This is a genomic window from Klebsiella sp. A-Nf5, from assembly GCF_002810545.1.
Taxonomy (GTDB): Bacteria; Pseudomonadota; Gammaproteobacteria; order Enterobacterales; family Enterobacteriaceae; genus Klebsiella; species Klebsiella variicola.
In genome coordinates this window covers 105963-132374 of record NZ_PIOG01000117.1, presented here as the reverse complement: position 1 = coordinate 132374, position 26412 = coordinate 105963, and the positions used below count along the sequence as shown (strand labels likewise).

The 26412-nt window shown below is 59.4% G+C and carries 23 protein-coding genes and 2 pseudogenes; 8 read left to right on the top strand and 17 right to left on the bottom strand.

The features are described 5' to 3' along the window. Positions 1 to 26: 26 nt before the first annotated feature. Both CWM53_RS11665 and pdxK read right to left on the bottom strand, forming a co-directional pair. Positions 27 to 266 (bottom strand): cytoplasmic protein, encoded by a 240-nt coding sequence (locus tag CWM53_RS11665; RefSeq protein WP_100730293.1) that lies wholly within the window; start codon positions 264 to 266, stop codon positions 27 to 29. Next, positions 263 to 1129 carry a pyridoxine/pyridoxal/pyridoxamine kinase gene (pdxK, locus tag CWM53_RS11660; protein WP_074387905.1) on the bottom strand — a complete coding sequence of 289 codons (867 nt, stop codon included), beginning with the start codon at positions 1127 to 1129 and terminating at the stop codon, positions 263 to 265. Before pdxK ends, CWM53_RS11665 begins: the two co-directional genes overlap by 4 nt. Before the next feature lie 82 nt (positions 1130 to 1211). Here pdxK and ptsJ point away from each other — a divergent pair, with 82 nt between their 5' ends. Next, complete coding sequence (gene ptsJ, locus CWM53_RS11655) at positions 1212 to 2510, top strand: transcriptional regulator PtsJ (RefSeq protein ID WP_100730294.1); 1299 nt, start codon at positions 1212 to 1214, stop codon at positions 2508 to 2510. A gap of 181 nt (positions 2511 to 2691) precedes the next feature. After that, positions 2692 to 3087, top strand: coding sequence for a YybH family protein (locus CWM53_RS11650; protein WP_100631840.1), 396 nt, complete (start codon positions 2692 to 2694; stop codon positions 3085 to 3087). On the opposite strand, the gene cysM is transcribed toward CWM53_RS11650, so the two are convergent. The 5 genes from cysM to cysP form a co-directional block, all read right to left on the bottom strand. Then, positions 3084 to 3995, bottom strand: coding sequence for a cysteine synthase CysM (cysM, locus tag CWM53_RS11645; RefSeq protein ID WP_100730295.1), 912 nt, complete (start codon positions 3993 to 3995; stop codon positions 3084 to 3086). The genes CWM53_RS11650 and cysM overlap by 4 nt on opposite strands. Before the next feature lie 118 nt (positions 3996 to 4113). Then, positions 4114 to 5208: a sulfate/thiosulfate ABC transporter ATP-binding protein CysA gene (gene cysA, locus CWM53_RS11640; RefSeq protein ID WP_061153725.1), complete on the bottom strand. Its 1095-nt coding sequence runs from the start codon at positions 5206 to 5208 to the stop codon at positions 4114 to 4116. Next, on the bottom strand, positions 5198 to 6073 hold the full coding sequence (cysW, locus tag CWM53_RS11635; RefSeq protein WP_100676060.1) for a sulfate/thiosulfate ABC transporter permease CysW: 876 nt from the start codon (positions 6071 to 6073) through the stop codon (positions 5198 to 5200). Before cysW ends, cysA begins: the two co-directional genes overlap by 11 nt. Further along, entirely contained in the window at positions 6073 to 6906 is an 834-nt protein-coding gene (gene cysT, locus CWM53_RS11630; RefSeq protein ID WP_074387901.1) for a sulfate/thiosulfate ABC transporter permease CysT, read from the bottom strand. The genes cysW and cysT overlap by 1 nt, the downstream gene beginning before the upstream one ends. Continuing rightward, positions 6906 to 7922 (bottom strand): thiosulfate/sulfate ABC transporter substrate-binding protein CysP, encoded by a 1017-nt coding sequence (gene cysP, locus CWM53_RS11625; protein ID WP_008803866.1) that lies wholly within the window; start codon positions 7920 to 7922, stop codon positions 6906 to 6908. The genes cysT and cysP overlap by 1 nt, the downstream gene beginning before the upstream one ends. A gap of 200 nt (positions 7923 to 8122) precedes the next feature. Here cysP and CWM53_RS11620 point away from each other — a divergent pair, with 200 nt between their 5' ends. Beyond that, positions 8123 to 8410 carry an endonuclease domain-containing protein gene (locus CWM53_RS11620; protein ID WP_074387900.1) on the top strand — a complete coding sequence of 96 codons (288 nt, stop codon included), beginning with the start codon at positions 8123 to 8125 and terminating at the stop codon, positions 8408 to 8410. A 96-nt stretch (positions 8411 to 8506) separates the two neighbouring features. On the opposite strand, the gene CWM53_RS11615 is transcribed toward CWM53_RS11620, so the two are convergent. The 4 genes from CWM53_RS11615 to CWM53_RS11600 form a co-directional block, all read right to left on the bottom strand. Continuing rightward, on the bottom strand, positions 8507 to 9406 hold the full coding sequence (locus tag CWM53_RS11615; RefSeq protein WP_100730296.1) for a Dyp-type peroxidase: 900 nt from the start codon (positions 9404 to 9406) through the stop codon (positions 8507 to 8509). A 94-nt stretch (positions 9407 to 9500) separates the two neighbouring features. Beyond that, on the bottom strand, positions 9501 to 10076 hold the full coding sequence (locus CWM53_RS11610) for an RpoE-regulated lipoprotein (RefSeq protein ID WP_008803863.1): 576 nt from the start codon (positions 10074 to 10076) through the stop codon (positions 9501 to 9503). Between the two features lie 61 nt (positions 10077 to 10137). Further along, complete coding sequence (locus CWM53_RS11605; RefSeq protein ID WP_012540932.1) at positions 10138 to 10587, bottom strand: DUF2919 domain-containing protein; 450 nt, start codon at positions 10585 to 10587, stop codon at positions 10138 to 10140. Next, positions 10574 to 10999, bottom strand: coding sequence for a GNAT family acetyltransferase (locus CWM53_RS11600; RefSeq protein WP_002913637.1), 426 nt, complete (start codon positions 10997 to 10999; stop codon positions 10574 to 10576). Before CWM53_RS11600 ends, CWM53_RS11605 begins: the two co-directional genes overlap by 14 nt. Before the next feature lie 211 nt (positions 11000 to 11210). Here CWM53_RS11600 and amiA point away from each other — a divergent pair, with 211 nt between their 5' ends. Together amiA and hemF are read left to right on the top strand one after the other, a co-directional pair. Further along, complete coding sequence (gene amiA / locus CWM53_RS11595; RefSeq protein ID WP_008803861.1) at positions 11211 to 12083, top strand: N-acetylmuramoyl-L-alanine amidase AmiA; 873 nt, start codon at positions 11211 to 11213, stop codon at positions 12081 to 12083. Then, positions 12083 to 12982, top strand: coding sequence for an oxygen-dependent coproporphyrinogen oxidase (gene hemF / locus CWM53_RS11590; RefSeq protein WP_074387898.1), 900 nt, complete (start codon positions 12083 to 12085; stop codon positions 12980 to 12982). The genes amiA and hemF overlap by 1 nt, the downstream gene beginning before the upstream one ends. A 30-nt stretch (positions 12983 to 13012) precedes the next feature. Here hemF and CWM53_RS11585 read toward each other — a convergent pair. The 3 genes and pseudogenes from CWM53_RS11585 to maeB form a co-directional block, all read right to left on the bottom strand. Then, positions 13013 to 13252: pseudogene (locus tag CWM53_RS11585) on the bottom strand (helix-turn-helix domain-containing protein); the annotation flags it as partial. Continuing rightward, positions 13245 to 13457, bottom strand: a pseudogene (locus CWM53_RS11580) (BMC domain-containing protein); the annotation flags it as partial. The pseudogenes CWM53_RS11580 and CWM53_RS11585, both read right to left, overlap by 8 nt. A gap of 75 nt (positions 13458 to 13532) precedes the next feature. Next, entirely contained in the window at positions 13533 to 15812 is a 2280-nt protein-coding gene (gene maeB, locus CWM53_RS11575; protein ID WP_008803844.1) for an NADP-dependent oxaloacetate-decarboxylating malate dehydrogenase, read from the bottom strand. A 294-nt stretch (positions 15813 to 16106) separates the two neighbouring features. Here maeB and tal point away from each other — a divergent pair, with 294 nt between their 5' ends. Both tal and tkt read left to right on the top strand, forming a co-directional pair. Then, positions 16107 to 17063: a transaldolase gene (gene tal / locus CWM53_RS11570; protein ID WP_061153706.1), complete on the top strand. Its 957-nt coding sequence runs from the start codon at positions 16107 to 16109 to the stop codon at positions 17061 to 17063. 16 nt (positions 17064 to 17079) lie between these two features. Next, positions 17080 to 19074, top strand: coding sequence for a transketolase (gene tkt, locus CWM53_RS11565; protein WP_100631844.1), 1995 nt, complete (start codon positions 17080 to 17082; stop codon positions 19072 to 19074). On the opposite strand, the gene CWM53_RS11560 is transcribed toward tkt, so the two are convergent. The 3 genes from CWM53_RS11560 to aegA form a co-directional block, all read right to left on the bottom strand. Further along, a complete protein-coding gene (locus CWM53_RS11560) occupies positions 19064 to 20110 on the bottom strand; it encodes a DUF1176 domain-containing protein (protein ID WP_100631845.1) in 1047 nt (348 codons plus the stop codon). The genes tkt and CWM53_RS11560 overlap by 11 nt on opposite strands. 63 nt (positions 20111 to 20173) lie before the next feature. Next, positions 20174 to 20770 (bottom strand): GDP-mannose pyrophosphatase NudK, encoded by a 597-nt coding sequence (gene nudK / locus CWM53_RS11555; protein ID WP_074387884.1) that lies wholly within the window; start codon positions 20768 to 20770, stop codon positions 20174 to 20176. A 58-nt stretch (positions 20771 to 20828) separates the two neighbouring features. Beyond that, positions 20829 to 22811, bottom strand: coding sequence for a formate-dependent uric acid utilization protein AegA (gene aegA, locus CWM53_RS11550; RefSeq protein ID WP_100730297.1), 1983 nt, complete (start codon positions 22809 to 22811; stop codon positions 20829 to 20831). 373 nt (positions 22812 to 23184) lie between these two features. Between aegA and acrD the strand changes: the two genes are divergently transcribed. Further along, entirely contained in the window at positions 23185 to 26298 is a 3114-nt protein-coding gene (gene acrD, locus CWM53_RS11545; protein ID WP_074387882.1) for a multidrug efflux RND transporter permease AcrD, read from the top strand. The last annotated feature ends 114 nt before the right edge of the window (positions 26299 to 26412 follow it).

Genomic DNA, 26412 nt, shown 5'->3' with positions numbered 1-26412 from the left:
AATGGCGCCGAAAGGCGCCATTTTTTTTATATCGCGCTGGTCACCGGCTGATAGCATTTCTCCCGGAACAAAATGCGCAATCCCTCCGGCGTGCTCTCCAGAATACGACGCTCACTGTCAGAGACCAGCAGATCGCACTGGTACCCTCCGGCCAGGCCGAACAGCGACCGCGCCACGCAGGCATCCTCCAGCGCCGCCTCCCCTGTGGTATCAAAATGACCGACAATGCGCCCCTGTTGGCGAATCACTAACCGATAGCTTTTCATCTGTTTTTCTCCCGTGGCGGCAGGATCAGTTCGTCACACCCCTGTGCGGCAGTCCAGTTCATGACCTCCAGCACGCGCCGGGCGGCAGCCTGCGTCGCTGCCCCCAGCGCCAGGCCGGTGAGCAGACCGCTCACCAGCTCTGCACAGAACAAATCGCCTGTTCCCTTTAAGTCCGTTTCCACCCGTGGGTGGGTCACCACCTCCACCGCATCGGCCGTCACCACCAGCACATTTATCGTCGAACGCGCCTCTCCCGGCGCGCTGGTGATCACCACCCATTTCAGGGTATCTGACAGCAGGCTTCGCGCCGCGGCGACCGCCTCCTGCTGATTGCGACAGCGCCTGCCGCTCAGCGTCTCCAGCTCAAACAGATTGGGGGTGATCCCTTGCGCCAGTGGCAGAAGATGCTGACGATAGGCGTCCGGGATCTCAGCCTTAACGTAGATGCCGCTGTCGACATCGCCGATGACCGGATCCACCAGAATGCACAGCCCGGGATGGCGGGCCCGCACCCGCGTCAGCCACTGCGCCAGACGTTCGATTTGCACGGCGTTGCCCATATAGCCGGTGGTCACCGCACGCAGTTCACGCAACGCGTCGCGCTCCTCCAGCGCCTGCAGATACCCGACAAACCACTCCTCCGGGATAATGCCGCCATAGAACGTCTCATAATGGGGCGTATTGCTGAACAGTACCGTCGGCACCGCCAGCACGCGCAAACCGTGCTGTTTAATCGCCGGAACCGCGATGCTGTTGCCAACGCTGCCATAGACTACCTGCGACTGCACGGCGACGATATCGACTTCCGACGCCCGGCTTTTGTCGTGAAAGAGCACTGATTGTATGTCATCTTGCTGGCCCATCTTTTCTCCCCCCGCTGGACAGCGGGTCACGCACTGATTATGATTCGTCCTATGCTAAATTTCATTTTGTCATAGGTCAATAATGTTTGCCGGAAAAACCGCCAGCGATATCTTCGATCATATCCGCCATCTGGTGCAGAGCGGCGGGTTGCGGCCCGGAGAGGTTCTGCCGCCGGTACGCGAGCTCGCCAGCCAGCTGGAGGTGAATCGCAATACCGTCGCCGCCGCCTATAAACGGCTGGTCACCTCCGGGCTGGCCGTCAGCCAGGGACGGAACGGCACGGCCATTAAAGCACGGGATCCTCTACCGGCGCTGGAGGGCGGTGACCCAACGACGCCGCTGAACGATATCTCCAGCGGCAACCCGGACCCCGCCAGACTGCCTGAATTAACCCATTATCTGGGCCAGCTTGCCCGCACACCACGCCTGTATGGCGATGCTCCCATCGAGCCGCGGCTTGGTCAATGGGCCGAAGCGTGGTTTGCCAAAGAGATAGCGGTTCCCTTTGCGGTGAATCTCGCCAGCGGAGCGATTGACGCCCTGGAGCGTCTGCTGTGCGCTCTGCTGCTGCCCGGCGACAGCGTGGTGGTCGAAGATCCCTGTTTTCTCAGCAGCATCAATATGGTGCGTTACGCCGGCTTTACCCCCTGCCCGGTGGCGGTGGATGCTGAGGGGATGGATCCTGACGGCCTGGAGGAGGCGTTACGCAACGGCGCGCGGGCGGTGATCTTAACCCCACGCGCGCACAATCCTACCGGCTGTAGTCTGACCGAAAATCGGGCGCATGCCCTGCGGGAGGTGCTGGCCCGCTATCCGCAGGTGCTGGCGATCGTCGATGACCATTTTGCCCTGCTGTCGGCCACGCCATGGTACTCCCCTCTTCCTGCAAGCACGCAACGCTGGGCGCTGGTGCGCTCAATGTCAAAAACCCTCGGGCCAGACCTGCGGCTGGCCTTTATCGCCAGCGATGCCGATACCTCAGCGGCGCTGCGCCTGCGGCTTAACGCCGGCAGCCAGTGGGTCAGCCATCTGCTGCAGGACCTGACGCTGGCCTGTCTGACCGATGAGGCGTTTATCGCCTCGATGACGGAGACCCGTCGTCACTATCGCCAGCAGAATGAGAAACTGGCGGCGGCGCTGGCCCGGCACGGCTACAGCCATGCTACGCCAGGCGATGGCCTCAATTTCTGGCTGCCGCTGCCAGCGGCGAGCCAGCCCTACGCCTTACGCCTGGCCCGCGCCGGCTGGCTGGTGCGCGAGGGGGAAGTATTTGGTGTCCGGACGCCTGCGCACGGGCTGCGCCTGTCGCTGGGCCGTCTGAGTGACGCTGAGATTTCCCGCCTGGCGGCCGATATTGCGCTGGTCTTAAACCACTCCTGACGCAGGCCTTATCATTCGGCATGTTGAAGCGTCTGCCGCACAGGTGTGTGATGGCTGCTGCTGATAAACTAATGAAAAAGTAAACGAAAGCAGGCGCAGTCTTACCTGCATACCCTGCTCGCCCGGACAGATAAAACAGTCCCGGTGGCGGACAAATCGCTCACAAGAAGGAGCACCAGAGATGCATCACACTGACCTGGCACTGAAAGCGGTCATTGAAGCCTGCGACCGCGCTATCTCGCAGGAAGATTACGATACCCTGATGGCCTATTACGCAGAAGACGCCGCGCTGGTCGTCAAACCGGGCATGGTGGTCAGAGGGAAAGAGAATATCCGCAAAGCCTTTATCGCCATTGCCGACTATTTCCAGCACCGACTGGTGGTGACTCAGGGGAAAATGGAGGTTATTGAAGGCGGCGGCAATGCGCTGGTGATTATGGAGACCCGGCTGGATATCCCGACGGCGGACGGGATATCCCAGGTTACGCGGCGCGCCACCTATGTCTTTAAGAAACAGGGCGAGCGCTGGCTGTGCACCGTCGATAATTCCTACGGCACCGACCTGCTCGATGCTTAGATCCCTGCCCCCTGGCTAAAGTGTTCCTCGCCGAACACGCCGGTGGAGAGATAGCGATCGCCGCGATCGCAGACGATCGCCACCACCACCGCGCCAGGATTTTCGCGGGCAATGCGTAACGCGCCCGCCACCGCCCCGCCTGAACTGACCCCGCAGAAAATGCCTTCCCGTACCGCCAACTGACGCATGGTGTTCTCGGCATCCTGCTGATGAATATCCAGCACCGCATCCACCAGCGAAGCGTTAAAGATCCCCGGCATATACTCCGCCGGCCAGCGACGGATCCCGGGAATACTGCTGCCCTCTTCCGGCTGCAGGCCGACAATGGCCACCGGTTTACTCTGTTCGCGCATAAAGCGCGATACGCCGGTAATGGTGCCGGTGGTCCCCATGCTGGAGACAAAGTGGGTGATACGCCCCGCGGTCTGCTGCCAGATTTCCGGCCCGGTGGTGGTGTAGTGGGCGTAGGGGTTATCCGGGTTGTTAAACTGATCGAGCAGTTTGCCCTCTCCACGCTGCGCCATCTCGAGGGCCAGGTCGCGGGCCCCCTCCATTCCCTGCTCTTTAGTGACCAGGATCAGCTCGGCGCCGTAGGCACGCATCGCCGCCCGGCGCTCCTGGCTCATGTTGTCGGGCATCAGCAGCTTCATATGATAGCCTTTCAGCGCGGCGATCATCGCCAGCGCAATACCGGTGTTACCGCTGGTCGCTTCGATCAGCACGTCGCCGGGCTGAATTTCGCCGCGCTTTTCCGCTTCGACGATCATTGACAGCGCGGCGCGGTCTTTCACCGAGCCGGCCGGATTATTGCCTTCGAGTTTGACCCAAACTTCACTGCCGTTGTCCGGACCCAGACGCTGAAGCTTGACCAGAGGGGTATTGCCGATGGTGTGTTCGAGTGTATTCACGATTTTTACTCAATAAAAAAGCCGGGTGGCGCTTCGCTTACCCGGCCTACAAGACGCGTAAAAATTCCAGGCCCGGAAAGCGTAGCCTTACCGGGCGATAGACCTGCTCAATAAGCTATCAGGCCGACTCCGCCAGAGCAAGCTCGCCGCGCGGCTCGATACGCTCGGTACCGTTATACAAACGCGCGTTTTGCAGGCCAACGAACAGGCGTTCGCCGCGTGACGGCGCCTCATCGCCCGCCAGCACCACGCTCAGCGGTTCGTCATACCACCCCAGAGGCTGAACGACTAATTGGGTGTAGTGCCCTTTCGGGCTGGCTTCCAGCACCTGCACCGGCAGCGGGGAATCCAGGCTGGTCCGGCGGCTGATGTCCACTTCCCACGGACGCAGGAACAGATCCACCGGCCCCTGATATGTCGGGGTATAGCCTAACGGCCAGCGGTGCGCGCCAACGTGGAACTGTCCACCGCGGATAATGCCCTGCAGGCGGTTTACTTCGCCCATAAACTCCAGTACGAAACGGGTCGACGGTTCACGCCACACGCGCTCCGGGGCATCGGCTTGTTCAATGTTGCCCTGACTCATCACCACCACCCGGTCAGCAACTTCCAGCGCCTCTTCCTGATCGTGGGTGACGAACACGCTGGTAAATTTTAACTCTTCATGCAGCTGACGCAGCCAGCGGCGCAGCTCTTTACGCACCTGCGCATCCAGCGCGCCGAAGGGTTCATCCAGCAACAGAATTTGCGGCTCCACCGCCAGGGCGCGCGCCAGCGCCACACGCTGCTTCTGGCCGCCGGACAGCTGCGCCGGGTAACGTTCCGCCAGGTGGGACAGCTGCACCATCTCCAGCAGTTTGGTCACTTTGGCTTTAATCGCCGCCGCATTGGGGCGTTCGCGGCGCGGCAGCACGGTCAGGCCAAAGGCGATGTTATCGAACACCGTCATATGGCGGAACAGCGCATAGTGCTGGAAAACGAAGCCCACTTTACGGTCGCGGGCGTGCAACCGGCTGACGTCGGTGCCGTGGAAGCGGATATGACCGCTGGTCTGATGCTCCAGCCCGGCGATAATCCGCAGCAGGGTAGTTTTTCCGGAGCCCGAGGGCCCCAGTAGCGCAACCATTTGTCCGGAAGGGATATCCAGCGAGATATCATTCAGCACCTGGGTGCGACCAAACGATTTCTTAATATTGGCAATCTCAATGCTCATGATTTCCCTCCTGTTGCGCGCGTTCTTTCTGATTGGCCAGACGCCATTGCAACATACTCTTTAAAAACAGGGTCAGAATAGCCATTAACGTCAGCAGGGCCGCAGCGGTAAACGAGCCAACGGTATTGTAATCCTGCTCCAGTAGTTCAATTTGCAGCGGCAGCGACAGCGTTTCTCCACGAATCGAACCGGAGACTACCGACACCGCGCCAAATTCGCCGATAGCGCGGGCATTGGTTAACACCACGCCGTACAGCAGCGCCCAGCGAATATTCGGCAACGTCACCCGACGGAACATCTGCCAGCCGGAAGCGCCCAGCAGCACCGCAGCTTCATCTTCATGACTGCCCTGGCTCATCATCACCGGCACCAGCTCGCGCACCACAAACGGACAGGTGACAAAGATGGTCGCCAGCACCATGCCCGGCCAGGCGAACATGATCTGCAGGTTATGCGCATCAAGCCAGCCGCCCAGCGGGCCGTTCGAGCCATAAAACAGCAGATACACCAGACCGGCCACCACCGGCGAGACGGCGAACGGGATATCCAGTAACGTCAGTAGCAGCTGGCGGCCGGGGAAGGTAAAACGTGTCACCAGCCAGGCCAGCAGCGTACCGAACACCAGGTTCACCGGGACGGTAATTAACGCAATCATCACCGTCAGCCAGATGGCATGCAGCATGTCCGGGTTGGCCAGGTTATCCAGCACCGGCATCAGCCCTTTGCTGAAGGCCTGGATAAAAATATAGAGCATCGGCACCACGAGGATGAAGGCGGAGACCACCATCCCGACACCAATCAGAAACCATTTCCCCCAGTTGATGCGGGGCGCGTCGTAGCGTTTCAATTGAGTAACTTCCGCCATTAGTGACCTACCACGCGTCGACCAAAGCGACTCTGCAGGGTATTGATGGAAAACAGCAGCAGCAATGAGGCGGCCAGGATCACCGAGGCGATCGCGCTCGCCGCCGGATAGTCAAACTCCTGCAGACGAATAAAGATCATCAGCGAGGTCACCTCTGTCTTCCACGCGATGTTGCCAGCGATAAAAATCACCGCGCCGAATTCGCCGAGGCTACGGGTAAACGACAGGGCAATACCCGCCAGCAGCGCCGGCGACAGCTCCGGCAGCACCACTTTGCGAAAGCTCTGCATGCGCGTCGCGCCCAGCGTTTCCGCCGCTTCCTCATACTCGGGCCCCAACTCTTCCAGCACCGGCTGCACGGTACGTACCACGAACGGGATGCTGGTGAAGGCCATCGCCACGGCGATGCCGAGCCAGGTATAGGTCACTTTAATATCGAACTTCGCCAGCCATTCACCGTAAATTCCGTTAACCGAAAACAGCGAAGCCAGCGTCAGGCCGGCCACCGCCGTCGGCAGCGCAAACGGCAGATCCATTAAGGCATCCAGCAGCGTGCGGCCCGGAAAACGATAGCGAGTGAGGATCCAGGCCATCAGCAGACCAAAGACGCCGTTAAAAATCGAGGCCACAAACGCTGACAGCAGCGTCACCTTATAGGCCGCCACCACCTGCGGATTGGTGATCACATCCCAGTATTGCGCCCAGCTCATCTGCGCCAGCTGCATCACCAGCGCGCTGAGCGGTAATAACAAAATCAGACAGACAAACAGCAGGCTGGTGCCGAGGCTCAGGGTAAAGCCCGGCAGCACGCGCTTGGACGACACAGCAAACATTACTTACGCCCCGCCGCCAGCAGTTTGTCCAGTTCGCCGCCACTGGCGAAGTGGGTTTTCATCACCTCAGGCCAGGAGCCAAACTTGTCCTCTACGCGGAACAGCTCGGTCTGCGGGAATTTATCCTTCAGGGCGTCCATCACTTTCGGGTTGTTTACCCGGTAGTAGTAGTCGGTAATGATGGTCTGCGCCTGCGGGCTGTAGAGCCAGTTTAGATAGGCTTTCGCCGCCTTTTCCGTGCCATTGGCTTTGACGTTTTTATCCACCCAGGCCACCGGGAACTCCGCCAGAATGTTGGTTTTCGGGATCACCACTTCAAATCCCTGCGCCTCATATTGCTTACGAATATTGTTCACTTCCGATTCGAAGCTAATCAGCACATCGCCCAGGCCGCGTTCAGCAAAAGTGGTGGTCGCCCCGCGTCCGCCGGTATCAAAGACTTCGACGTTCTTCAGAAACTGGGTCATAAACTGTTCGGTTTTGGCTTTATCGCCGCCATCGGCTTTATCCGCCGCGCCCCATGCCGCCAGGTAGGTGTATCGGGCGTTACCCGAGGTTTTCGGGTTCGGGAAGATCAGCTTGACGTCAGAGCGAACCAGATCGTTCCAGTCATGAATGTTTTTCGGGTTGCCTTTACGCACCAGGAAACCCATCGTCGAATAGAACGGTGAGCTGTTGTTCGGCAGGCGGCTTTGCCAGTCGGCCGGGATCAGGTTGCCCTTGTCATGCAGGATCTGCACGTCCGTCACCTGGTTGTATGTGACCACGTCCGCCTTCAGGCCCTGCAAAATAGCCAGCGCCTGCTTGGATGAGCCGGCATGCGACTGCTTAATCGTCAGCGTGTCCCCGCCATTGTCCTTCGCCCACTGCTGCTCAAAAGGCGGGTTAAGGGCGGCAAACAGCTCGCGGGAGACATCATAGGAGCTGTTCAGCAGCTCCGTCGCCTGCGCCTGCGCGGCCAGCAGCATGGAAGCCGCCAGCGCCAGATATCCTTTTTTCAGTGATTTAACGGCCATTGCGCACCCTTATCAACGTTGAACATTTTCTGATGATCATCATATTTATAACGGGTACGAAAGGAGTAACGGTTTTATATACCGTTTGGCGATTTGGAAGTCGAAAAGAGAATAAGCAACTGGCAAAGCTTTGCTGAAAGCGGCTCGCAAATAAGGTGATGGAATCGGACAAGGGGTGAACAGAGTGGCACACTTTGTTAATGGAAAACAGCACAAAGTACACCCGGCAGTTGCGCCGCCAGCATCCCGTTGGCCCCTGTATTCTCGATTTCGCCTGCTGCGCACGACGCCTGGTGATTGAGCTCGACGGCGGTCAGCATGATGAGAGGCGCGACTACGATGTTCGCCGCACCCGCTGGCTACAGAGCCAGGGATGGCGGGTTTTACGCTTCTGGAATAATGAGTTTGAAGAGTATGAAGATGCGGTGATGCAGAGAATACTTGAAGCGCTTGAGTCGCCAATGCCCTCACCCCGCCCCTCGCCCTGAGGGAGAGGGAGAAAGAGAGTCCGTATGCCGATTCCATAACCGCACCGAACGGCTCCCTCTCCCCTTGGGGAGAGGGTTAGGGTGAGGGAGAAAAAATTACAGCGCCTGGATACGCTCCAGCGACGGCGCGAAGTAATAACCGCCGGTCACCGGTTTGGTGAAGCGCAGCATCGCGTCGCGTTTACCGTCGGTATCGCCAAACATGCTCAGCAGCTGCTGCTCAATGTTATACAGGCGCGCGCAGTAGGCACAGAAGTAGAGACCGTTAGTGCCGCTGGCCGTGCCGTACGGCAGGCTCTGACGGACGATTTTCAGTCCTTTGCCATCTTCTTTTAAGTCAACGCGGCTCAGGTGCGAGGTGACCGGACGCTCGTCGCCATCGATCTCTTCGTTGGCTTCTTTGGTACGGCCGATCATCATCTCCTGATCCGGTACGCTCATGCGGTTCAGCTGTTTGAGATTATGCTCCCAGCGCTGGACAAACACGTAGCTGCCGCCCGCGTCCACACCGTCTTTAATGACCGCCACTTCGCGGCGGGTTTCTTCCCCCGCCGGGTTTTCAGTGCCGTCGACGAAGCCGCTGAGGTCACGTTCTTCCACCCAACGGAAACCGTGGATCTCTTCTTTCACGTCGATAGCATCGCCAAAGGCGGCCATCGCGGCCTGCGCTACCGAGAAGTTAACTTCATGGCGGGCGGATAAAATATGAATCAGCAGGTCATACTGGGTGGACGGCGCCAGCCCTTTGCCGTAGACCGGAAAATCTTTTAACTCTTCCGCCCCTTCGCCGCCGCTCAGATGACGCCAGACGTTATTGCCGAACGCCACCACCGCCCCGAGTTTGGCGTCGGGGAATTTAGCCTGGAAGGTGGCTACGTTATCAACAAAATTTTTGCTCGCTTCGCGCAGGGCGTTAACGTCCCCTTTGACATTGGCTTCAATCCAAATCGCCGCGCGGCAATGTTCCGGCAAAATGCCGCTCTGAACCTGAGACATCGCTCCTCCTGAAATGATGCAACCGCAACGCTGTCGCGTTGCTAACGCGCCATTGTAACCGTTTTTCAGGGCCGTCGTGTCTCTTCAGATCAATTTAGCGACGCCAGATAATTTTGCTAACCTTCCAGTTTTTCAGGGTATCGTCGGAGGGCATCAGCTCGTCCGGGCCGCTCCAGTGGCCGGTAAAGGCATAGCTGATATGCTGGCTCCCCTCGGCCTGACACTCGACGACCGCGCCATTGTCATTGCTGCCTTTCTGGCAGTTGCCGAAGGCTTTGCTGTACAGGTCGCTAAACGGAGTGCCAATTTTCACGCCGCTGGCGGTTTTGATTTCGGCATCACGCACGTCAATCCGGCTGATGGTACCGTTGTCGCCATTGATGGTCAGCGCCACGCTGTTGTCTTTCAGCGCTTCAAAGTAGTGGACGATATTGCCCTTATCGGTCTTCATCCCGCTGCGTAAACGGTAGTCGCTCCCCAGCGCATCGCTAATAGCCTGTTCGTTGAGCGGCGTGGAAGCCGTCAGTTTACCCACTCCCTGCTCGGTCACCTCGGTGGAAGCGCCAAACCAGTTCCACGGATAGGCCGCCGACCAGTTGACTGCGCTCATCGTGGAGCAGCCGGTCAGCGCCAGCGGAAGCGCACAGAGCATTAAACGTAGCGATTTCATATCACAATCCTTTCTGAGTCATTCAACGCATGTTGGAGTTCACGATCGGCAAAAAGTGCCCTTAAAAGGTAGTCTGGCGAAAACAGGCGCCCAGGCGACGGCTGGTTAACAGCCACCACAGGGCATAGCCATCCGCCACCAGCAGCCCGATAGTTAGCGAGGAGGGAGATTCGCCGCTCAGCCATAGCATCGGCTGCCACAGCAACAGCAGCAATTGCGATAGCACCAGCAGCCAGCGCATCGCCCGCCACACGCGCGGCAGGCGCTGACGATAGCCGCTAAGCAAAAAGGCCAGCACCGCCGGCACGCCGGGGAGTAAACCGAGCCAGAAGCGGTCGTGATCGGGATAGAACAGATTAAGAATCGCGTCGCCCTGCTGGCGCGATGCGCCGGCCATCAAAAACAGCACCCACGTGCGCGCCTGCAACAACAGCACGCACCAGAAGAGCAAAGGCAGGCGCAGACGGCCATGGGCATCAAAATCGGCGGGGATAAACTCAGTATTCTTCATCTTCGATCAGGCGCTTGCCCAGGGTCAGGACATCGGCGTATTCATAGCCCAGCCGCTCATACATTCCCTGCACCACGTCGTTGTCTTCACGGACCATAATGTTGATTTTCGGGCAGCCGCGGGCAATGAGCTTTTTCTCGAGCCGGTTGAGCAGCGCGTTCGCGATACCCCGGCCACGATATTCCGGATGGACGCCGAGATAATAGGCCGATCCGCGATGACCGTCATATCCGCCCATCACCGTGCCGACCACTTCGCCATTCACTTCCGCCACCAGAAACAGGCTGACGTCATGATTCAGCTTGCGCTCAATATCCATCTCCGGATCGTTCCACGGGCGCAGCAGATCGCAGCGCTCCCACAGCGTCACAACCTCTTCAAAATCCTGCTGGCGAAAAACGCGAATCTCCATGGTATTCCCCACCATTGACGGTTAAAAACAGTGATTATGGCGCGAATATAACTGATAGCCAATATCAGGCGAAATCAGCGGCAAAAAATGGCATAATATGACTTTGTCATGTATTGAAATGAAAAGTAAAACAATTCTTATTTTGAATGGTCGTAACGGCAAACGCGATACGATATAACATTGGACATCACTTGTTTACAATTCAGGCCGAATGAGCACTTTTAAACCCTTAAAAATACTTGCTTCGCGCCGTCAGGTGCTGAAAGCCGGGCTGGCTGCGATGACTCTGAGTGGCGTCGCCGCACAGGTCAGCGCAAAAGAGCAGCCACTGAAAACATCAAATGGACACAGCAAACCTGCCGCTAAAAAGGCCGGCGCCCGCCGCGTTGTGATGCTCGACCCGGGCCACGGCGGTATCGACACTGGGGCTATCGGTCATAACGGTTCGAAAGAGAAGCATGTGGTGCTGGCGATCGCTAAGAACGTGCGCAGCATTTTGCGCAGCAACGGCATCGACGCCCGCCTGACCCGCACCGGCGATACCTTTATCCCGCTGTACGACCGCGTGGAGATTGCCCATCAGCACGGCGCCGATCTGTTTATGTCGATCCATGCCGACGGCTTCACCAACCCAAGCGCCGCCGGCGCCTCGGTGTTTGCGCTGTCAAACCGCGGCGCCAGTAGCGCCATGGCAAAATACCTCTCCGATCGCGAAAACCGCGCCGATGAAGTTGCCGGTAAGAAAGCGACCGATAAAGATCATCTGCTACAGCAGGTGCTGTTCGATCTGGTGCAGACCGACACCATTAAAAACAGCCTGACGCTGGGCTCGCATATCCTGAAAAAGATCAAACCGGTGCATAAGCTGCACAGCCGCAATACCGAGCAGGCGGCGTTCGTGGTGCTGAAGTCGCCTTCCATTCCGTCCGTGCTGGTGGAAACCTCGTTTATCACTAACCCAAACGAGGAGAAACTGCTCGGCACCACCGCTTTCCGGCAGAAAATCGCCACCGCGATTGCCAACGGCATTATCAGTTATTTCCACTGGTTCGATAACCAGAAAGCCCATTCGAAGAGACGTTAATGAAACCCGATGCCGCGCAGGTTAAAACCTTTCTGCTCCAGCTCCAGGACAGCCTTTGCCAGCAGCTGAGCGCTGTCGATGGCGCACCGTTTATTGAAGACGCCTGGCAGCGCGAAGGCGGTGGCGGCGGGCGCAGCCGGGTGTTGCGCGACGGCAACGTGTTCGAACAGGCCGGGGTTAACTTCTCTCACGTCCATGGCGATGCGATGCCCGCCTCGGCAACCGCCCATCGCCCGGAGCTGGCGGGACGCAGCTTTGAAGCCATGGGCGTCTCGCTGGTGGTTCATCCGCTGAACCCCTATGTGCCCACCAGCCATGCCAACGTGCGGTTCTTCATTGCCGAAAAACCTGGCGCCGACCCGGTGTGGTGGTTCGGCGGCGGTTTTGATTTAACCCCCTACTACGGCTTTGAAGAGGATGCCGTCCACTGGCATCGTACCGCCCGCGATCTGTGTCTGCCGTTCGGCGAAGCCGTCTATCCGCGCTATAAAAAATGGTGCGATGATTACTTCTATCTGAAGCACCGCCAGGAGCAGCGCGGTATCGGCGGTCTGTTCTTTGACGACCTGAACACCCCGGATTTTGACCATTGCTTCGCCTTTATGCAGGCGGTTGGTAACGGCTATGCTGACGCCTATTTACCCATCGTCGAACGCCGGAAAGCCACGCCGTTCGGCGAGCGCGAGCGCCACTTTCAGCTCTATCGCCGCGGCCGCTACGTCGAGTTCAATCTGGTCTGGGACCGCGGCACCCTGTTCGGCCTGCAGACCGGCGGGCGTACGGAGTCGATTCTGATGTCGATGCCGCCGCTGGTGCGCTGGGAATATGATTATCAGCCCGAGCCCGGCAGTCCCGAGGCGGCGCTGAGCGAGTTTATTCAGGTGCGCGACTGGCTGTAACGGCCAGATCCGGCAGCGGCGTCGCTTCGCTCACACCCACTGGCGCAGGCGATGGTGCAGCGTCATCGACGGTTTCTCAGCAAACAGCTGCTGATAGTCGGTGGCGAACTGCCCCAAATGCCAGAATCCCCACTGCATGGCAGCCTCCTTGACCGTCTCCCGCTCTGACCAGGGACTTATCAGCTCCCGGCGTACGGCGTTCAGGCGGATCCGTTTGAGCCAGGCGTTGGGACCAATCCCCAGAATCGCATGGAAGGCGTTTTGCACGCTGAACAGGATGACGGGCAATATCGAGAACGGCATCGGTAAAGGCGTTGCAGGCGGCTTTACAGGCCGCCGGGCTTCCCGTCAAAAAGGCGGCCGAATAGTTGGTTTCCGACGGCGGCGGGACGTAGGTCACCAGCCGAACGTCGGCCGACTTCATCGCCGCATCGATGCCGAACGTCGCCTCCAGCGGCGGATTAAAAAGGCAGGCTCAGCGTTTTTACTCGCCGGCCTGCCTGATATTGTGCGCGGAAAACTCTCCGCGCATTAACATGAAAAAAAGAGATTACAGCGGTTCGGTTTGCGCTTCGACAACGGCCAGCGCCACCATATTCACAATGCGGCGTACGGAGGCGATCGGCGTCAGAATATGCACCGGCTTCGCCACCCCCATCAGCACTGGCCCGACGGTCACCCCTTCCGAACTGGAGACGCGCAGCAGGTTGTAGCTGATACGGGCAGCTTCCATATTCGGCATCACCAGAATATTGGCCGACCCCTTCAGCGGGCTGTCCGGCATGCGATCGTTGCGGATGCTTTCCACCAGCGCGGCGTCGCCATGCATTTCACCATCGATCATCAGCTCCGGGGCGCTCGCCTTCACCAGTTCAAGGGTTTTGCGCATCTTGCTGGCTGACGGGCAGTCGGCGGAACCAAAGTTGGAGTGCGACAGCAATGCCACCCGCGGCTCAATACCGAAGCGACGCACGCTTTCCGCCGCCATCAGGGTGATCTCCGCCAGCTCTTCCGGCGAGGGATCGTGATTCACATAGGTGTCAGCGATAAAGGTGTTGCCGCTCGGCAGCAGCAGCGCATTCATCGCCCCGGCGGTGCTGACGCCATCGCGATAGCCAAACAGCGGCTGCACCACGCGGTAGTGGTCGTGGTACTCGCCGATAGTTCCGCAGATCATCGCATCCGCTTCACCGCGATGAACCATGATGGCGCCAATCACCGTGGTGTTGCTAATCACCGCCCGCTGCGCCTGCTCCTGGGTAATGCCGCGGCGCTTCATCAGCTGGTAGTACTCGCTCCAGTACTCTTTAAACCGCGGGTCGGATTCATTATTGACGATCTCAAAGTCAACGCCGGCCTTGATCTGCAGACCCAGCTTCTGTATGCGCATTTCAATCACGCTCGGGCGCCCCACCAGAATCGGTTTGGCCAGCCCCAGCGACACCAGCTCCTGAGTGGCGTGCAGCACCCGGGTCTCCTCCCCTTCCGCCAGCACCACGCGCTTCGGCTCTTTGCGCGCCTGAGAGAAGATAGGCTTCATAAACAGGTTGGTTTTATAGACGAACTCGCTCAGCTTCTCGATATAGGCGTCAAAATCGGCGATCGGGCGCGTTGCCACGCCGGAGTCCATCGCCGCCTTCGCCACCGCGGGGGCGATTTTGACGATCAGCCGCGGGTCGAACGGTTTCGGAATGATGTAGTCCGGGCCAAAGCTTAAATCCTGATCGCCGTAGGCGGAGGCCACCACTTCACTCTGCTCGGCATGGGCCAGCTCGGCAATGGCATGCACCGCCGCCAGCTTCATCTCTTCGTTGATCGCCGTCGCGCCGACGTCCAGCGCGCCGCGGAAGATGAACGGGAAGCAGAGCACGTTGTTGACCTGGTTAGGATAGTCGGAGCGGCCGGTACAGATGATGGCGTCATCGCGGACCTGCTTCGCCAGCGGCGGCAGAATTTCCGGCTCCGGGTTAGCCAGAGCGAGGATCAGCGGCGCACGCGCCATCTTCTTCACCATCTCCGGGGTCAGCACTTTCGGACCAGAGCAGCCGAGGAAAATGTCCGCGCCGTCGATCACATCGTCGAGCGTGCGTTTGCCGTCGTCTTCAACCGCGTAGGCGGCTTTGGTTTCCGCCATGTTAGGCTCACGGTCTTTGTAGATGACGCCTTTCGAATCGCAGACCACGATGTTGTGCTTTTGCATGCCCAGCGCCACCAGCAGGTTCATGCAGGCGATAGCCGCCGCGCCCGCGCCGGAGACCACCATCCGCACGTCGGACAGGTTCTTCTCGACGACGCGCAGGCCGTTGAGGATCGCCGCGGTGCTGATGATCGCCGTGCCGTGCTGATCGTCATGGAAAACCGGAATATTCATGCGCTCGCGCAGCTGCTGCTCGATGTAGAAACACTCCGGCGCTTTAATATCTTCCAGGTTGATACCGCCGAAGGTCGGCTCGAGGGCGGCGACGACGTTAATGAATTTGTCCGGGTCCAGCTCATCGACTTCGATATCAAACACATCGATGCCGGCGAATTTCTTAAACAGGACGCCTTTACCCTCCATCACCGGCTTGCCGGCCAGCGCGCCGATATTGCCCAGCCCCAGCACCGCGGTGCCGTTGGAGACGACCGCCACCAGGTTGCCGCGGGCGGTGTATTTGTAGGCCGCCAGCGGATCTTTTTCGATTTCCAGACAGGGGGCCGCGACGCCCGGCGAGTAGGCCAGCGCCAGATCGCGCTGGGTGGCGAGAGGTTTGGTCGGCGAGACCTGGATTTTTCCGGGAACCGGAAATTCGTGGAAGTCGAGGGCGCTCTGTTTTAACTGCTCATCCATTTTATATTCCTTTCTTTCACGTATCGTTCGTAGGGGAAAAGCGTGATGACCATCCTGTCGTTCACCTTTCAGTGGCAGACAGTATCCCTCCTGGCGGGGCGATAAACTTTGAACACCGCCAAACTCTGGTCATCGCTATGATCTGGTTGTTATCAATTTATAGCGGTTATGTTACCCGGATTCGCCGCCAATAATAGCCCCGTCTGCTATGCTTTTTGGTTATGTACCTCATCAATATTTATACCGCATACCGGCAAGCACTCATGTAACACCTTGTTCCAGGAGGACTTATCCATGAATCAGCTAGACAGCATCAAGCAATTTACTACCGTAGTCGCCGACAGCGGCGATATCGAATCCATTCGCCACTATCATCCGGAAGACGCCACCACCAACCCCTCTCTGCTGCTGAAGGCCGCCGGGCTGGCGTCCTATAGCGGGCTTATCGACGACGCCATCGCCTGGGCCAAAAAACAAGGAGGCGGACGCGAAGCGCAGGTGGCTCACGCCTGCGATAAGCTGGCGGTGAACTTTGGCGCGGAGATCCTCAAAAGTATTCCGGGCCGGGTCTCCACCGAGGTGGACGCCCGGCTCTCCTTCAACCGGGAGAAGAGTATCGAGAAAGCGCGCCACCTGGTGGCGCTGTATCAGGAGATGGGCATTGATAAGTCGCGGATCCTGATCAAGCTGGCATCCACCTGGGAGGGGATCCGCGCCGCCGAGACGCTGGAGAAAGAGGGGATCCACTGCAACCTGACGCTGCTGTTTTCTTTCGCCCAGGCCCGGGCCTGCGCCGAAGCTGGGGTCTATCTGATCTCCCCTTTCGTCGGGCGTATTTATGACTGGTATCAGGCGCGTAAACCGCTGGATCCTTACGTGGTTGAGGAAGATCCGGGGGTGAAATCGGTACGCAATATCTATGACTACTTCAAACAGCATAAATACACCACCATCGTGATGGGCGCCAGCTTCCGCCGCACCGAACAGATCCTCGCCCTGGTCGGCTGCGATCGGCTGACCATCGCCCCGCCCTTGTTAAAAGAGCTGCAGGCCAGCGACGCCCCGGTGGTGCGCAAACTGATCCCTGCCAGCCAGATCCTGCCGCGCCCGGTGCCGCTCAGCGAGGCGGAGTTCCGCTGGGAACATAATCAGGATCCGATGGCAGTCGAAAAGCTGGCGGAGGGGATCCGCCTGTTCGCTGTCGATCAACGCAAACTGGAAGATCTGCTTGCCGCCAAACTGTCACTTTAGTCTCACGGAGAAAACTATGTCCCGAAGAGAGCTTGCCAACGCCATCCGCGCCCTGAGTATGGATGCGGTGCAGAAAGCCAATTCCGGCCACCCCGGTGCGCCAATGGGGATGGCAGACATTGCCGAAGTGCTGTGGAACGATTTTCTCAAGCACAATCCGCAGAACCCTGGCTGGGTGGACCGCGACCGCTTTATTCTGTCCAACGGCCACGCGTCGATGCTGCTCTACAGCCTGCTGCACCTGACCGGCTACGATCTGCCGCTGTCAGAACTCAAGCAGTTCCGTCAGTTGCACTCTAAAACGCCGGGCCACCCGGAGCATGGCTATACTCCCGGGGTGGAAACGACCACTGGCCCGCTGGGCCAGGGGCTGGCGAACGCCGTCGGCATGGCCATCGCCGAACGCACCCTGGCGGCGCAGTTTAACCGTCCTGGGCATGAGATTATTGACCATTACACCTGGGTTTTCATGGGCGATGGCTGCCTGATGGAGGGGATCTCCCATGAGGCCAGTTCGCTGGCCGGCACGCTCGGACTCGGTAAGCTGATCGGTTTTTACGATCACAACGGCATCTCCATCGATGGCAAAACCGACGGCTGGTTTACCGATGATACGGCGGAACGCTTCCGCGCCTATCACTGGCACGTTATTGGCGACATTGATGGCCACGATCCACAGGCCATTAAACAGGCCATTGCGGAAGCACAGGCGGTGAAAGATAAGCCGTCGCTGATCATCTGCCGGACCATTATCGGCTTCGGTTCGCCCAACAAAGCGGGGTCGGAAGAGTCTCACGGCGCGGCGCTGGGCGAAAAAGAGGTGGCCCTGGCCCGCCAGCAGTTGGGCTGGAAATATCCGCCCTTTGAGATCCCGAAAGAGATCTACCAGGGCTGGGATGCGCGTCCGCGTGGCGAGAAAGCCGAGCACGCCTGGAACGAGAAATTCGCCGCCTACCAGCAGCAGTTCCCGGAGCTGGCCGCTGAGCTGACCCGCCGCATGGATGGCGCCCTGCCGGAAGATTTTGCCGCGACGGCCCATCACTACGTGGCGAAGCTGCAGGCCGAGCCGGCGAAAATCGCCAGCCGCAAGGCCTCGCAAAACGCGCTGAACGCCTACGGCCCACATCTTCCGGAACTGCTGGGCGGTTCGGCGGATCTCGCGCCGAGTAACCTGACCATCTGGTCTGGCTCGACATCGATTAAAGACGATCCTGCGGGCAACTATATCCACTACGGGGTGCGCGAATTTGGCATGACCGCAGTGGCCAACGGCATCGCCCTGCACGGCGGTTTCATCCCTTATACCTCGACCTTCCTGATGTTCGTGGAGTACGCCCGCAACGCCGCGCGCATGGCGGCCCTGATGAAGGCCCGGCAGATCATGGTCTATACCCATGACTCCATCGGTCTGGGGGAAGACGGCCCGACCCACCAGGCGGTGGAACAGCTGGCCAGTCTGCGTCTGACGCCGAACTTCAGCACCTGGCGCCCCTGCGATCAGGTGGAGACCGCCGTCGCCTGGCAGGCGGCCATTGCGCGCCAGAATGGGCCAACGGCGCTGATCCTGTCGCGACAAAACCTGGCGCAGATGCCGCGCACCCCGGATCAGGTGCAGGCTATCGCCCGGGGGGGCTACGTGCTGAAAGATGCCGGCGGTAAACCCGACCTGATCCTCATCGCCACCGGGTCGGAAGTGGAGATCACCGTGCTGGCCGCAGAAAAACTGTTGGCGAACGGGGTGAATGTGCGGGTGGTCTCGCTCCCTTCCACCGATGTGTTTGATGCCCAGGATGAGGCCTGGCGCGAGTCGGTACTGCCGTCGGACGTCAGCGCCCGGGTGGCGGTCGAGGCCGGGATAGCAGACTACTGGTATAAATATGTCGGCTTAAAAGGCAAGATCGTCGGTATGACCGGCTATGGTGAATCCGCGCCTGCGGAGCAGCTGTTCCCGTTCTTTGGCTTTACGGTCGACCATATCGTCACCACTGCGGAGCAGGTGCTTAACGGGTGATCCACAGCGTGGGCCAGGCGTCTGGCCCCTGCCAGTTATCACACGTCGGCTGCTGCGCGTAGCGGGAGAGACTGAACCGCTGGCCGTCAAAACGCCAGCGGGTCTGGATCCCGCAATCGCCGGCCTCGCGGCCTTTATCCAGGGTCACCAGCTCATGGCGGCGATCATCGTAGCTGGCGTTGATAAGCTCAATCTCCCGCGGCGCCTCGCCCGGCGGCTGAAACGGCAGCGTCAGCCGCACCTGACGGGCGACATAGGGCCGCTGGCGGGAGACCAGCCAGGCCAGCCAGACGGTGTTGTACGCGCCGGATTCGCAGCTGGTCATCAGCAGCACTTTGTCATCCGTCAGCGCAGTAACGCGAATTTCGCGGCGGAAGGGATCGAGGGAGCAGTTACTGTTGTTCATCCGCTCATTACCGTAGTCCATCAGATCGTTGAGCTCCTCACGCCCCAGCGGCGACTGCGCTGTTTCCGCGGTCGCCACCGCGCGCAGCGCCGGAGCCGGCGGTACACTGAGCGGTGGCTCTTCCCCTTTGCCGACCCAGGCCGTTTCGCTGCCTACCCGTTTTTGCCGATCGTCGATAAAAAACAGGGCCGCTTTCAGCCCCTGCAGGGAGATGCTCTGCAGGCCATTGGCCAGCGAGAGCGTTTTCCCCTCCTGAACCTGCTGGAGAAACGCATCGATCGTCACGCTGTCGCTGGTTTTAATGAGCTTATCTTCAATGTGCCAGCGCTTGTCGGTCAGGGACAACGGCTTGCCATCCAGCAGCAGGCGCGGCGCTATTGGCGCGAGCGTCGCCACCGGATTGCCGGTGCCACCCAGTTCGATACGCAGGCTGGCGTCAGTCACCGCCCCGGCGCTGCGGCTGAGGGTCATCACCAGCCCATAATGCAGCCCCACGTTGCGGGTGACGCAGAAATTTTGGTTGTTACAGGTGACCTGCCAGTCGTTGAAGCGCTGCTGCGTCGGTGCCGACCATGCCTGCGAGCAAGGCAGCACCGCCAGAAAGAGGAAATAAATGATGCGAAAAAGCATGAACCGCCCGACCCCAGATAAACCCGACCACGGCGCCTATCCTGGACAACGGCAGCCGCTTACTCAATCGGATTTGTCAGAGTTCCCCGACATCAGGCCGGAGGTTTGCAGATACTGCAGCAGAATAACCGCCTTACCGTCGCGGATCTCCCCATTAGCAACCATCTGCAGCGCTTGGCTAAAGGGCAGCTCAAGCACCTCGATGGCTTCATCATCCACCCCGCCGCCGCTGGTGGTTCGCTGCGCATCGCTGTACTCAGCGATAAAGAAATGCACCACTTCGGTAACGCCACCTGGCGACATAAACAGCTCAAACAGCTTACGCACCTCACCCACTTCATAGCCGGTCTCCTCCACCGCCTCTTTACGAATGCACGCTTCCGGTTCGTCGTTGTCCAGCAGCCCGGCGCAGGTTTCAATCAGCATGCCGTCATGATTACCATTGACCCAGGTGGCGACCCGAAACTGACGCACCAGGACCACCGTTTGCTTGCGGCGATTGTACAGCAGCACGGTAGCGCCGTTGCCACGATCGTAGACCTCGCGTTTATGGCGCACGACGCTGCCATCCTCGCGCGTCAGCTCATAGGTCATGTTGCGTAACACGAACCAGTTTTCAGAGAGGATTTTATCTTTAATGACGTGAATATTGAGTGACATACCGACCCCACAGCGTAAAAGGACGTCCTCATACTACGCTGCGGGGCCGGGTTTGTCGTCAGTGAAGCGGCGTCGTTTTCAGCGCCAGATAGTCCAAAATCCCCTGCGCCGCGTGACGGCCTTCCGCCATCGCCGTCACTACAAGGTCTGCGCCGCGCACGGCATCGCCGCCGGCAAAGATCTTCTCCTGACTGGTCTGGTAACGGTAACGGCTCTCGACGCCGGCTTTGATGCGCCCCTGGCTGTCCAGCGCCACGCCCGCCGCTTCCAGCCAGGGCATGCGGTGCGGGTGGAAGCCAAAGGCCATGATCACCGCATCTGCCGGCATAACAAACTCACTGCCGGGGATCGGCGTCGGGCGGCGTCTTCCTCCCGCGTCCGGGGCGCCCAGTTCGGTGCGCAGAAAACGTACCCCGTTCACCCGCCCGCTCTCGTCCAGCTCCAGGGTCACCGGCTGGACGTTAAACTCAAAGACCGCCCCCTCTTCGCGGGCGTTTTTGACCTCTTTTTTCGAGCCCGGCATGTTGGCTTCATCCCGCCGATAGGCGCAGGTCACCTGGCGGGCGCCGTGGCGCAGCGCGGTTCGCACGCAGTCCATCGCGGTATCGCCACCACCCAGCACGACGACGTTCAGCCCGGCGGTGTTGATATAGGGCTCCTGAGCCGATGCCGCCAGCCCCATCACCTGTTTGGTGTTGGCGATAAGAAACGGCAGCGCATCGTAGACGCCGGGGGCCTCTTCGTTCGGCAGCCCCGCCTTCATGGAGCGATAAGTTCCGGCGCCAACGAACACCGCGTCATAATCGGCCAGCAGCGTCGCCATGGGGATATCTTTCCCCACCTCACAATTGAGCTCAAAGCGGATACCCATCTCGCTGAAAATTCCCCGCCGCCGGGCCAGCAGCGATTTATCCAGCTTGAACGCCGGGATGCCGAAGGTCAGCAGACCGCCGATCTCCGGATGACGGTCAAAGACCACCGGCTGGACGCCGTGACGCACCAGCACATCGGCGCAGGCCAGCCCGGCCGGCCCGGCGCCGATAATCGCCACCCGCTTACCGCTCGGCTTAACCTGCGAGAGGTCCGGACGCCAGCCGCTGGCCAGCGCCTGGTCGGAAATATAGCGCTCAATGTTGCCGATGGTGACTGCGCCGCTTTCATCGCGCAGGGTGCAGGCACCTTCACACAGCCGGTCCTGGGGGCAGACGCGACCGGTGATCTCCGGCAGGCAATTGGTCTGATGGGAAAGCGCGACCGCGGCGGCGATATCCCCCGCCTTAACCAGCTCGACCCACTGCGGAATATGGTTATGCAGCGGGCAGGTCCATTCGCAAATACTGTGTTCCCCACATGTGAGGCAGCGGGCGGCCTGCTGCTGCGCCTGCGTCGGGGTGAACGGCTGATAGATCTCCTCAAAGTGGCTCTTACGCACCTCCGCCGCCAGCTTATCCGGCTCCCCGCGCGGCGGCGTCATCGCCATTTGGCTGGCCTTCGCGCCAGCATTGGGCTGGCTGCAGGGCGGCGTACCGCGCTGCCACGGCTGCGCCTCCTGGCATGCCGAGCGCAAACGCCGCTGCTTCGCCAGCGTGGTCAATGTCTCATCATCGGCGAGGGTCAGCGCCTGCGCGGGACAGTTTTCCACACAGGCCGGTCCCGCCTCGCGGCCCTGGCACAGATCGCACTTCTGCGCGCTGGCCTTTACCTGACCTGCAGCCTGCGGCGTCACCACCACCTGCATCACCCCGAACGGGCAGGCCACCATGCAGGATTTACAGCCAATGCATTTCTCCTGACTGACCTGAACGCTGTCGCCGGACTGGGCGATAGCGTCGTTGGGACAACTGCGGATGCAGGGTGCGTCTTCACAGTGGCGGCAGGTGATAGCGTTACGCTGGCCCTCCGCTTTGATGACGGTGATACGTGGCAAAAAGCGCTGCGGGGTCAGCACGTGTTGCTCCTCGTTATGCGCCATTACGCAGGCCACTTCGCAGGCCTGGCAGCCGATACATTTTCGACTATCGCTCAAAATAAAGTGGTTCATGGCTTCCTTTTGTCTTATTGGTGAATAACCCCTCAATACGCATGCCTATTTATTACCCGACAAGACGGCGCCGGAACAATGTCCAAATGCCCAGGATAAACTTTTTCTGGAGAGAATCCGTTTTGGATCAATTTTTTTGACTTAACTGAAATGAGGTTTCACACCGGCAAGGGATAATGCGCCCCGGCTGCGGCAGAGAAGCTGAATGTCTGCCTGCTGACAGGAAAGTTCGATGTTTCTTTACGATACGGCAAAAGCAACATGATAAATTACACTATCTCCTTAATTTCTCCACGATTGCCGGAGGCGCTGGCGCTAAAGTGGCACAGGCTGTGCAATAACAAAAAAATGTGCATATGAGGTCTTTATTCTGATGGCGAATTTCTTTATCGATCGCCCCATTTTTGCGTGGGTGCTGGCAATCCTGTTATGTCTGACGGGCACCCTTGCCATTTTGTCGCTTCCGGTTGAACAGTATCCCGACCTGGCCCCGCCGAACGTGCGGATCACCGCTAACTATCCCGGAGCCTCCGCGCAAACCCTGGAAAATACCGTCACCCAGGTTATCGAGCAGAATATGACCGGCCTCGATAACCTGATGTATATGTCATCCCAGAGCAGCGCCACTGGCCAGGCGACGATCACGCTCAGCTTTACCGCCGGTACCGACCCGGATGAAGCCGTGCAGCAGGTTCAGAACCAGCTGCAGTCGGCGATGCGTAAACTGCCGCAGGCGGTGCAAAACCAGGGGGTGACGGTGCGCAAGACCGGCGACACCAATATCCTGACCCTCGCCTTCGTCTCCACCGACGGCAGCATGGATAAACAAGATATTGCCGACTACGTCGCCAGTAACATCCAGGACCCGCTCAGCCGCGTCAACGGCGTGGGGGATATCGACGCCTACGGCTCGCAATACTCAATGCGCATCTGGCTCGACCCGGCGAAGCTCAACAGCTACCAGATGACCACCAAGGATGTGACCGACGCCATCAGTTCGCAGAACGCCCAGATTGCCGTCGGCCAGCTTGGCGGGACGCCTTCGGTCGATAAGCAGGCGCTAAACGCCACCATCAACTCGCAATCGCTGCTGCAAACCCCGGAGCAATTCCGTGATATCACCCTGCGCGTCAATCAGGATGGTTCAGAGGTGACGCTGGGCGATGTCGCCACCGTCGAGATGGGTGCAGAAAAGTACGACTACCTCAGCCGCTACAACCGTCAGGCCGCTTCTGGTCTGGGAATAAAGCTCGCTTCCGGCGCCAACGAAATGGCCACGGCGGAGCGCGTGATCAATCGCCTCAATGAGCTGTCGCAGTTTTTCCCCCACGGTCTGGAATATAAAGTTGCCTACGAGACCACCTCCTTTGTGAAAGCCTCTATCACCGACGTGGTCAAAACGCTGCTGGAGGCGATCCTGCTGGTCTTCCTCGTGATGTATCTGTTCCTGCAGAACTTCCGCGCGACCCTGATCCCTACTATTGCCGTACCGGTGGTGCTGATGGGCACTTTCGCGGTGCTGTATGCCTGTGGCTACAGCATCAATACCCTGACGATGTTCGCAATGGTGCTGGCAATCGGCCTGCTGGTGGATGACGCCATCGTGGTAGTGGAGAACGTCGAGCGCATCATGAGCGAGGAAGGCCTGTCGCCGCGCGAGGCGACCCGCAAATCGATGGGGCAAATTCAGGGCGCGCTGGTGGGGATCGCCATGGTGCTGTCGGCGGTGTTTGTGCCGATGGCCTTCTTCGGCGGCACCACCGGGGCCATCTATCGCCAGTTCTCGATCACGATCGTCGCGGCGATGGTCCTTTCAGTGCTGGTGGCCATGATCCTCACCCCGGCCCTCTGCGCGACGCTGCTCAAGCCGGTTAAGCCTGGTGAATCCCATGAAAGAAAAGGCTTCTTCGGCTGGTTCAACCGCACCTTCAACCGCAGCGCCAGCCGCTACGAAACCTTTGTCGGCAAAATTCTTCACCGCTCGTTGCGCTGGATGCTGATTTACGTTGTCCTGCTCGGCGGGATGGTATTCCTGTTCCTGCATCTGCCCACCTCGTTCCTGCCGCTGGAAGATCGCGGGATGTTCACCACCTCGGTCCAGTTGCCGAGCGGCGCTACTCAGCAGCAGACGCTGAAAGTAGTGCAAAAAGCGGAAGATTACTTCCTCAATAATGAGAAGCAGAACGTCGAGTCGGTATTTGCCACCGTCGGTTCCGGCCCCGGCGGCAACGGGCAGAACGTGGCCCGCATGTTTGTGCGTCTCAAAGACTGGGACCAGCGCGACCCGGAAACCGGCTCCTCCTTTGCCATTATTGAACGCGCCACCAAAGCGTTTAATCAGATCAACGAAGCGCGAGTCATCGCCAGCAGCCCGCCGGCCATCAGCGGCCTCGGTAGTTCGGCAGGCTTCGATATGGAGCTGGAGGATCACGCCGGTAAGGGGCACGACGCGCTGATGGCGGCACGCGATACGCTGCTTGAACTGGCCGGCAAAAACCCGCTGTTGACCCGCGTCCGCCATAACGGGCTCGACGACAGCCCGCAGCTGCAGGTCGATATCGATCAGCGTAAAGCGCAGGCGCTGGGCGTCTCCATTGACGACATCAACGATACGCTGCAAACCGCGTGGGGGTCGAGCTACGTCAACGACTTTATGGATCGCGGCCGAGTGAAGAAAGTCTACGTCCAGGCAGCGGCGAAATACCGGATGCTGCCTGACGATATTAATCTCTGGTATGTCCGCAACAGCAGCGGCACGATGGTGCCGTTCTCGGCCTTCGCCACCTCACGCTGGGAGACAGGCTCACCGCGTCTGGAACGCTACAATGGCTACTCGGCGGTGGAGATCGTCGGTGAGGCGGCGCCGGGTATCAGTACCGGCACCGCGATGGACATGATGGAGAAGCTGGCCGCGCAGTTGCCAACCGGCTTTGGCCTCGAATGGACCGCCATGTCCTACCAGGAACGCCTCTCTGGCGCTCAGGCGCCGGCACTGTACGCGATTTCGCTGCTGGTGGTGTTCCTGTGCCTGGCGGCGCTGTACGAGAGCTGGTCGGTGCCGTTCTCGGTGATGCTGGTGGTCCCGCTCGGGGTGATTGGCGCCCTGCTGGCGACCTGGATGCGTGGCCTGGAGAATGATGTTTACTTCCAGGTGGGCCTGTTGACGGTGATCGGCCTGTCGGCGAAAAACGCCATTCTGATCGTTGAGTTCGCCAACGAGCTGAACGAGAAAGGCCAGGATCTGCTCAGCGCCACGCTGTCGGCCTGCCGTCAGCGTCTGCGCCCCATCCTGATGACCTCGCTGGCGTTTATCTTCGGCGTGCTGCCGATGGCGACCAGCACCGGTGCCGGCTCCGGCAGCCAGCATGCGGTCGGTACCGGGGTGATGGGCGGGATGATCTCTGCTACCGTACTGGCCATCTTTTTCGTGCCGCTGTTCTTTGTGCTGGTACGCCGTCGCTTTCCGCTGAAAGAGCGTGCGCAATAAAACCTCGGGCGTTGGCGGCGAGGCGTAATAACAGAAAAGGCGACCATTAAGGTCGCCTTCTTTATGTGTTCAGAACCATGACGCGCTTATTTACTTCGCGTTATTCCCCTGCTC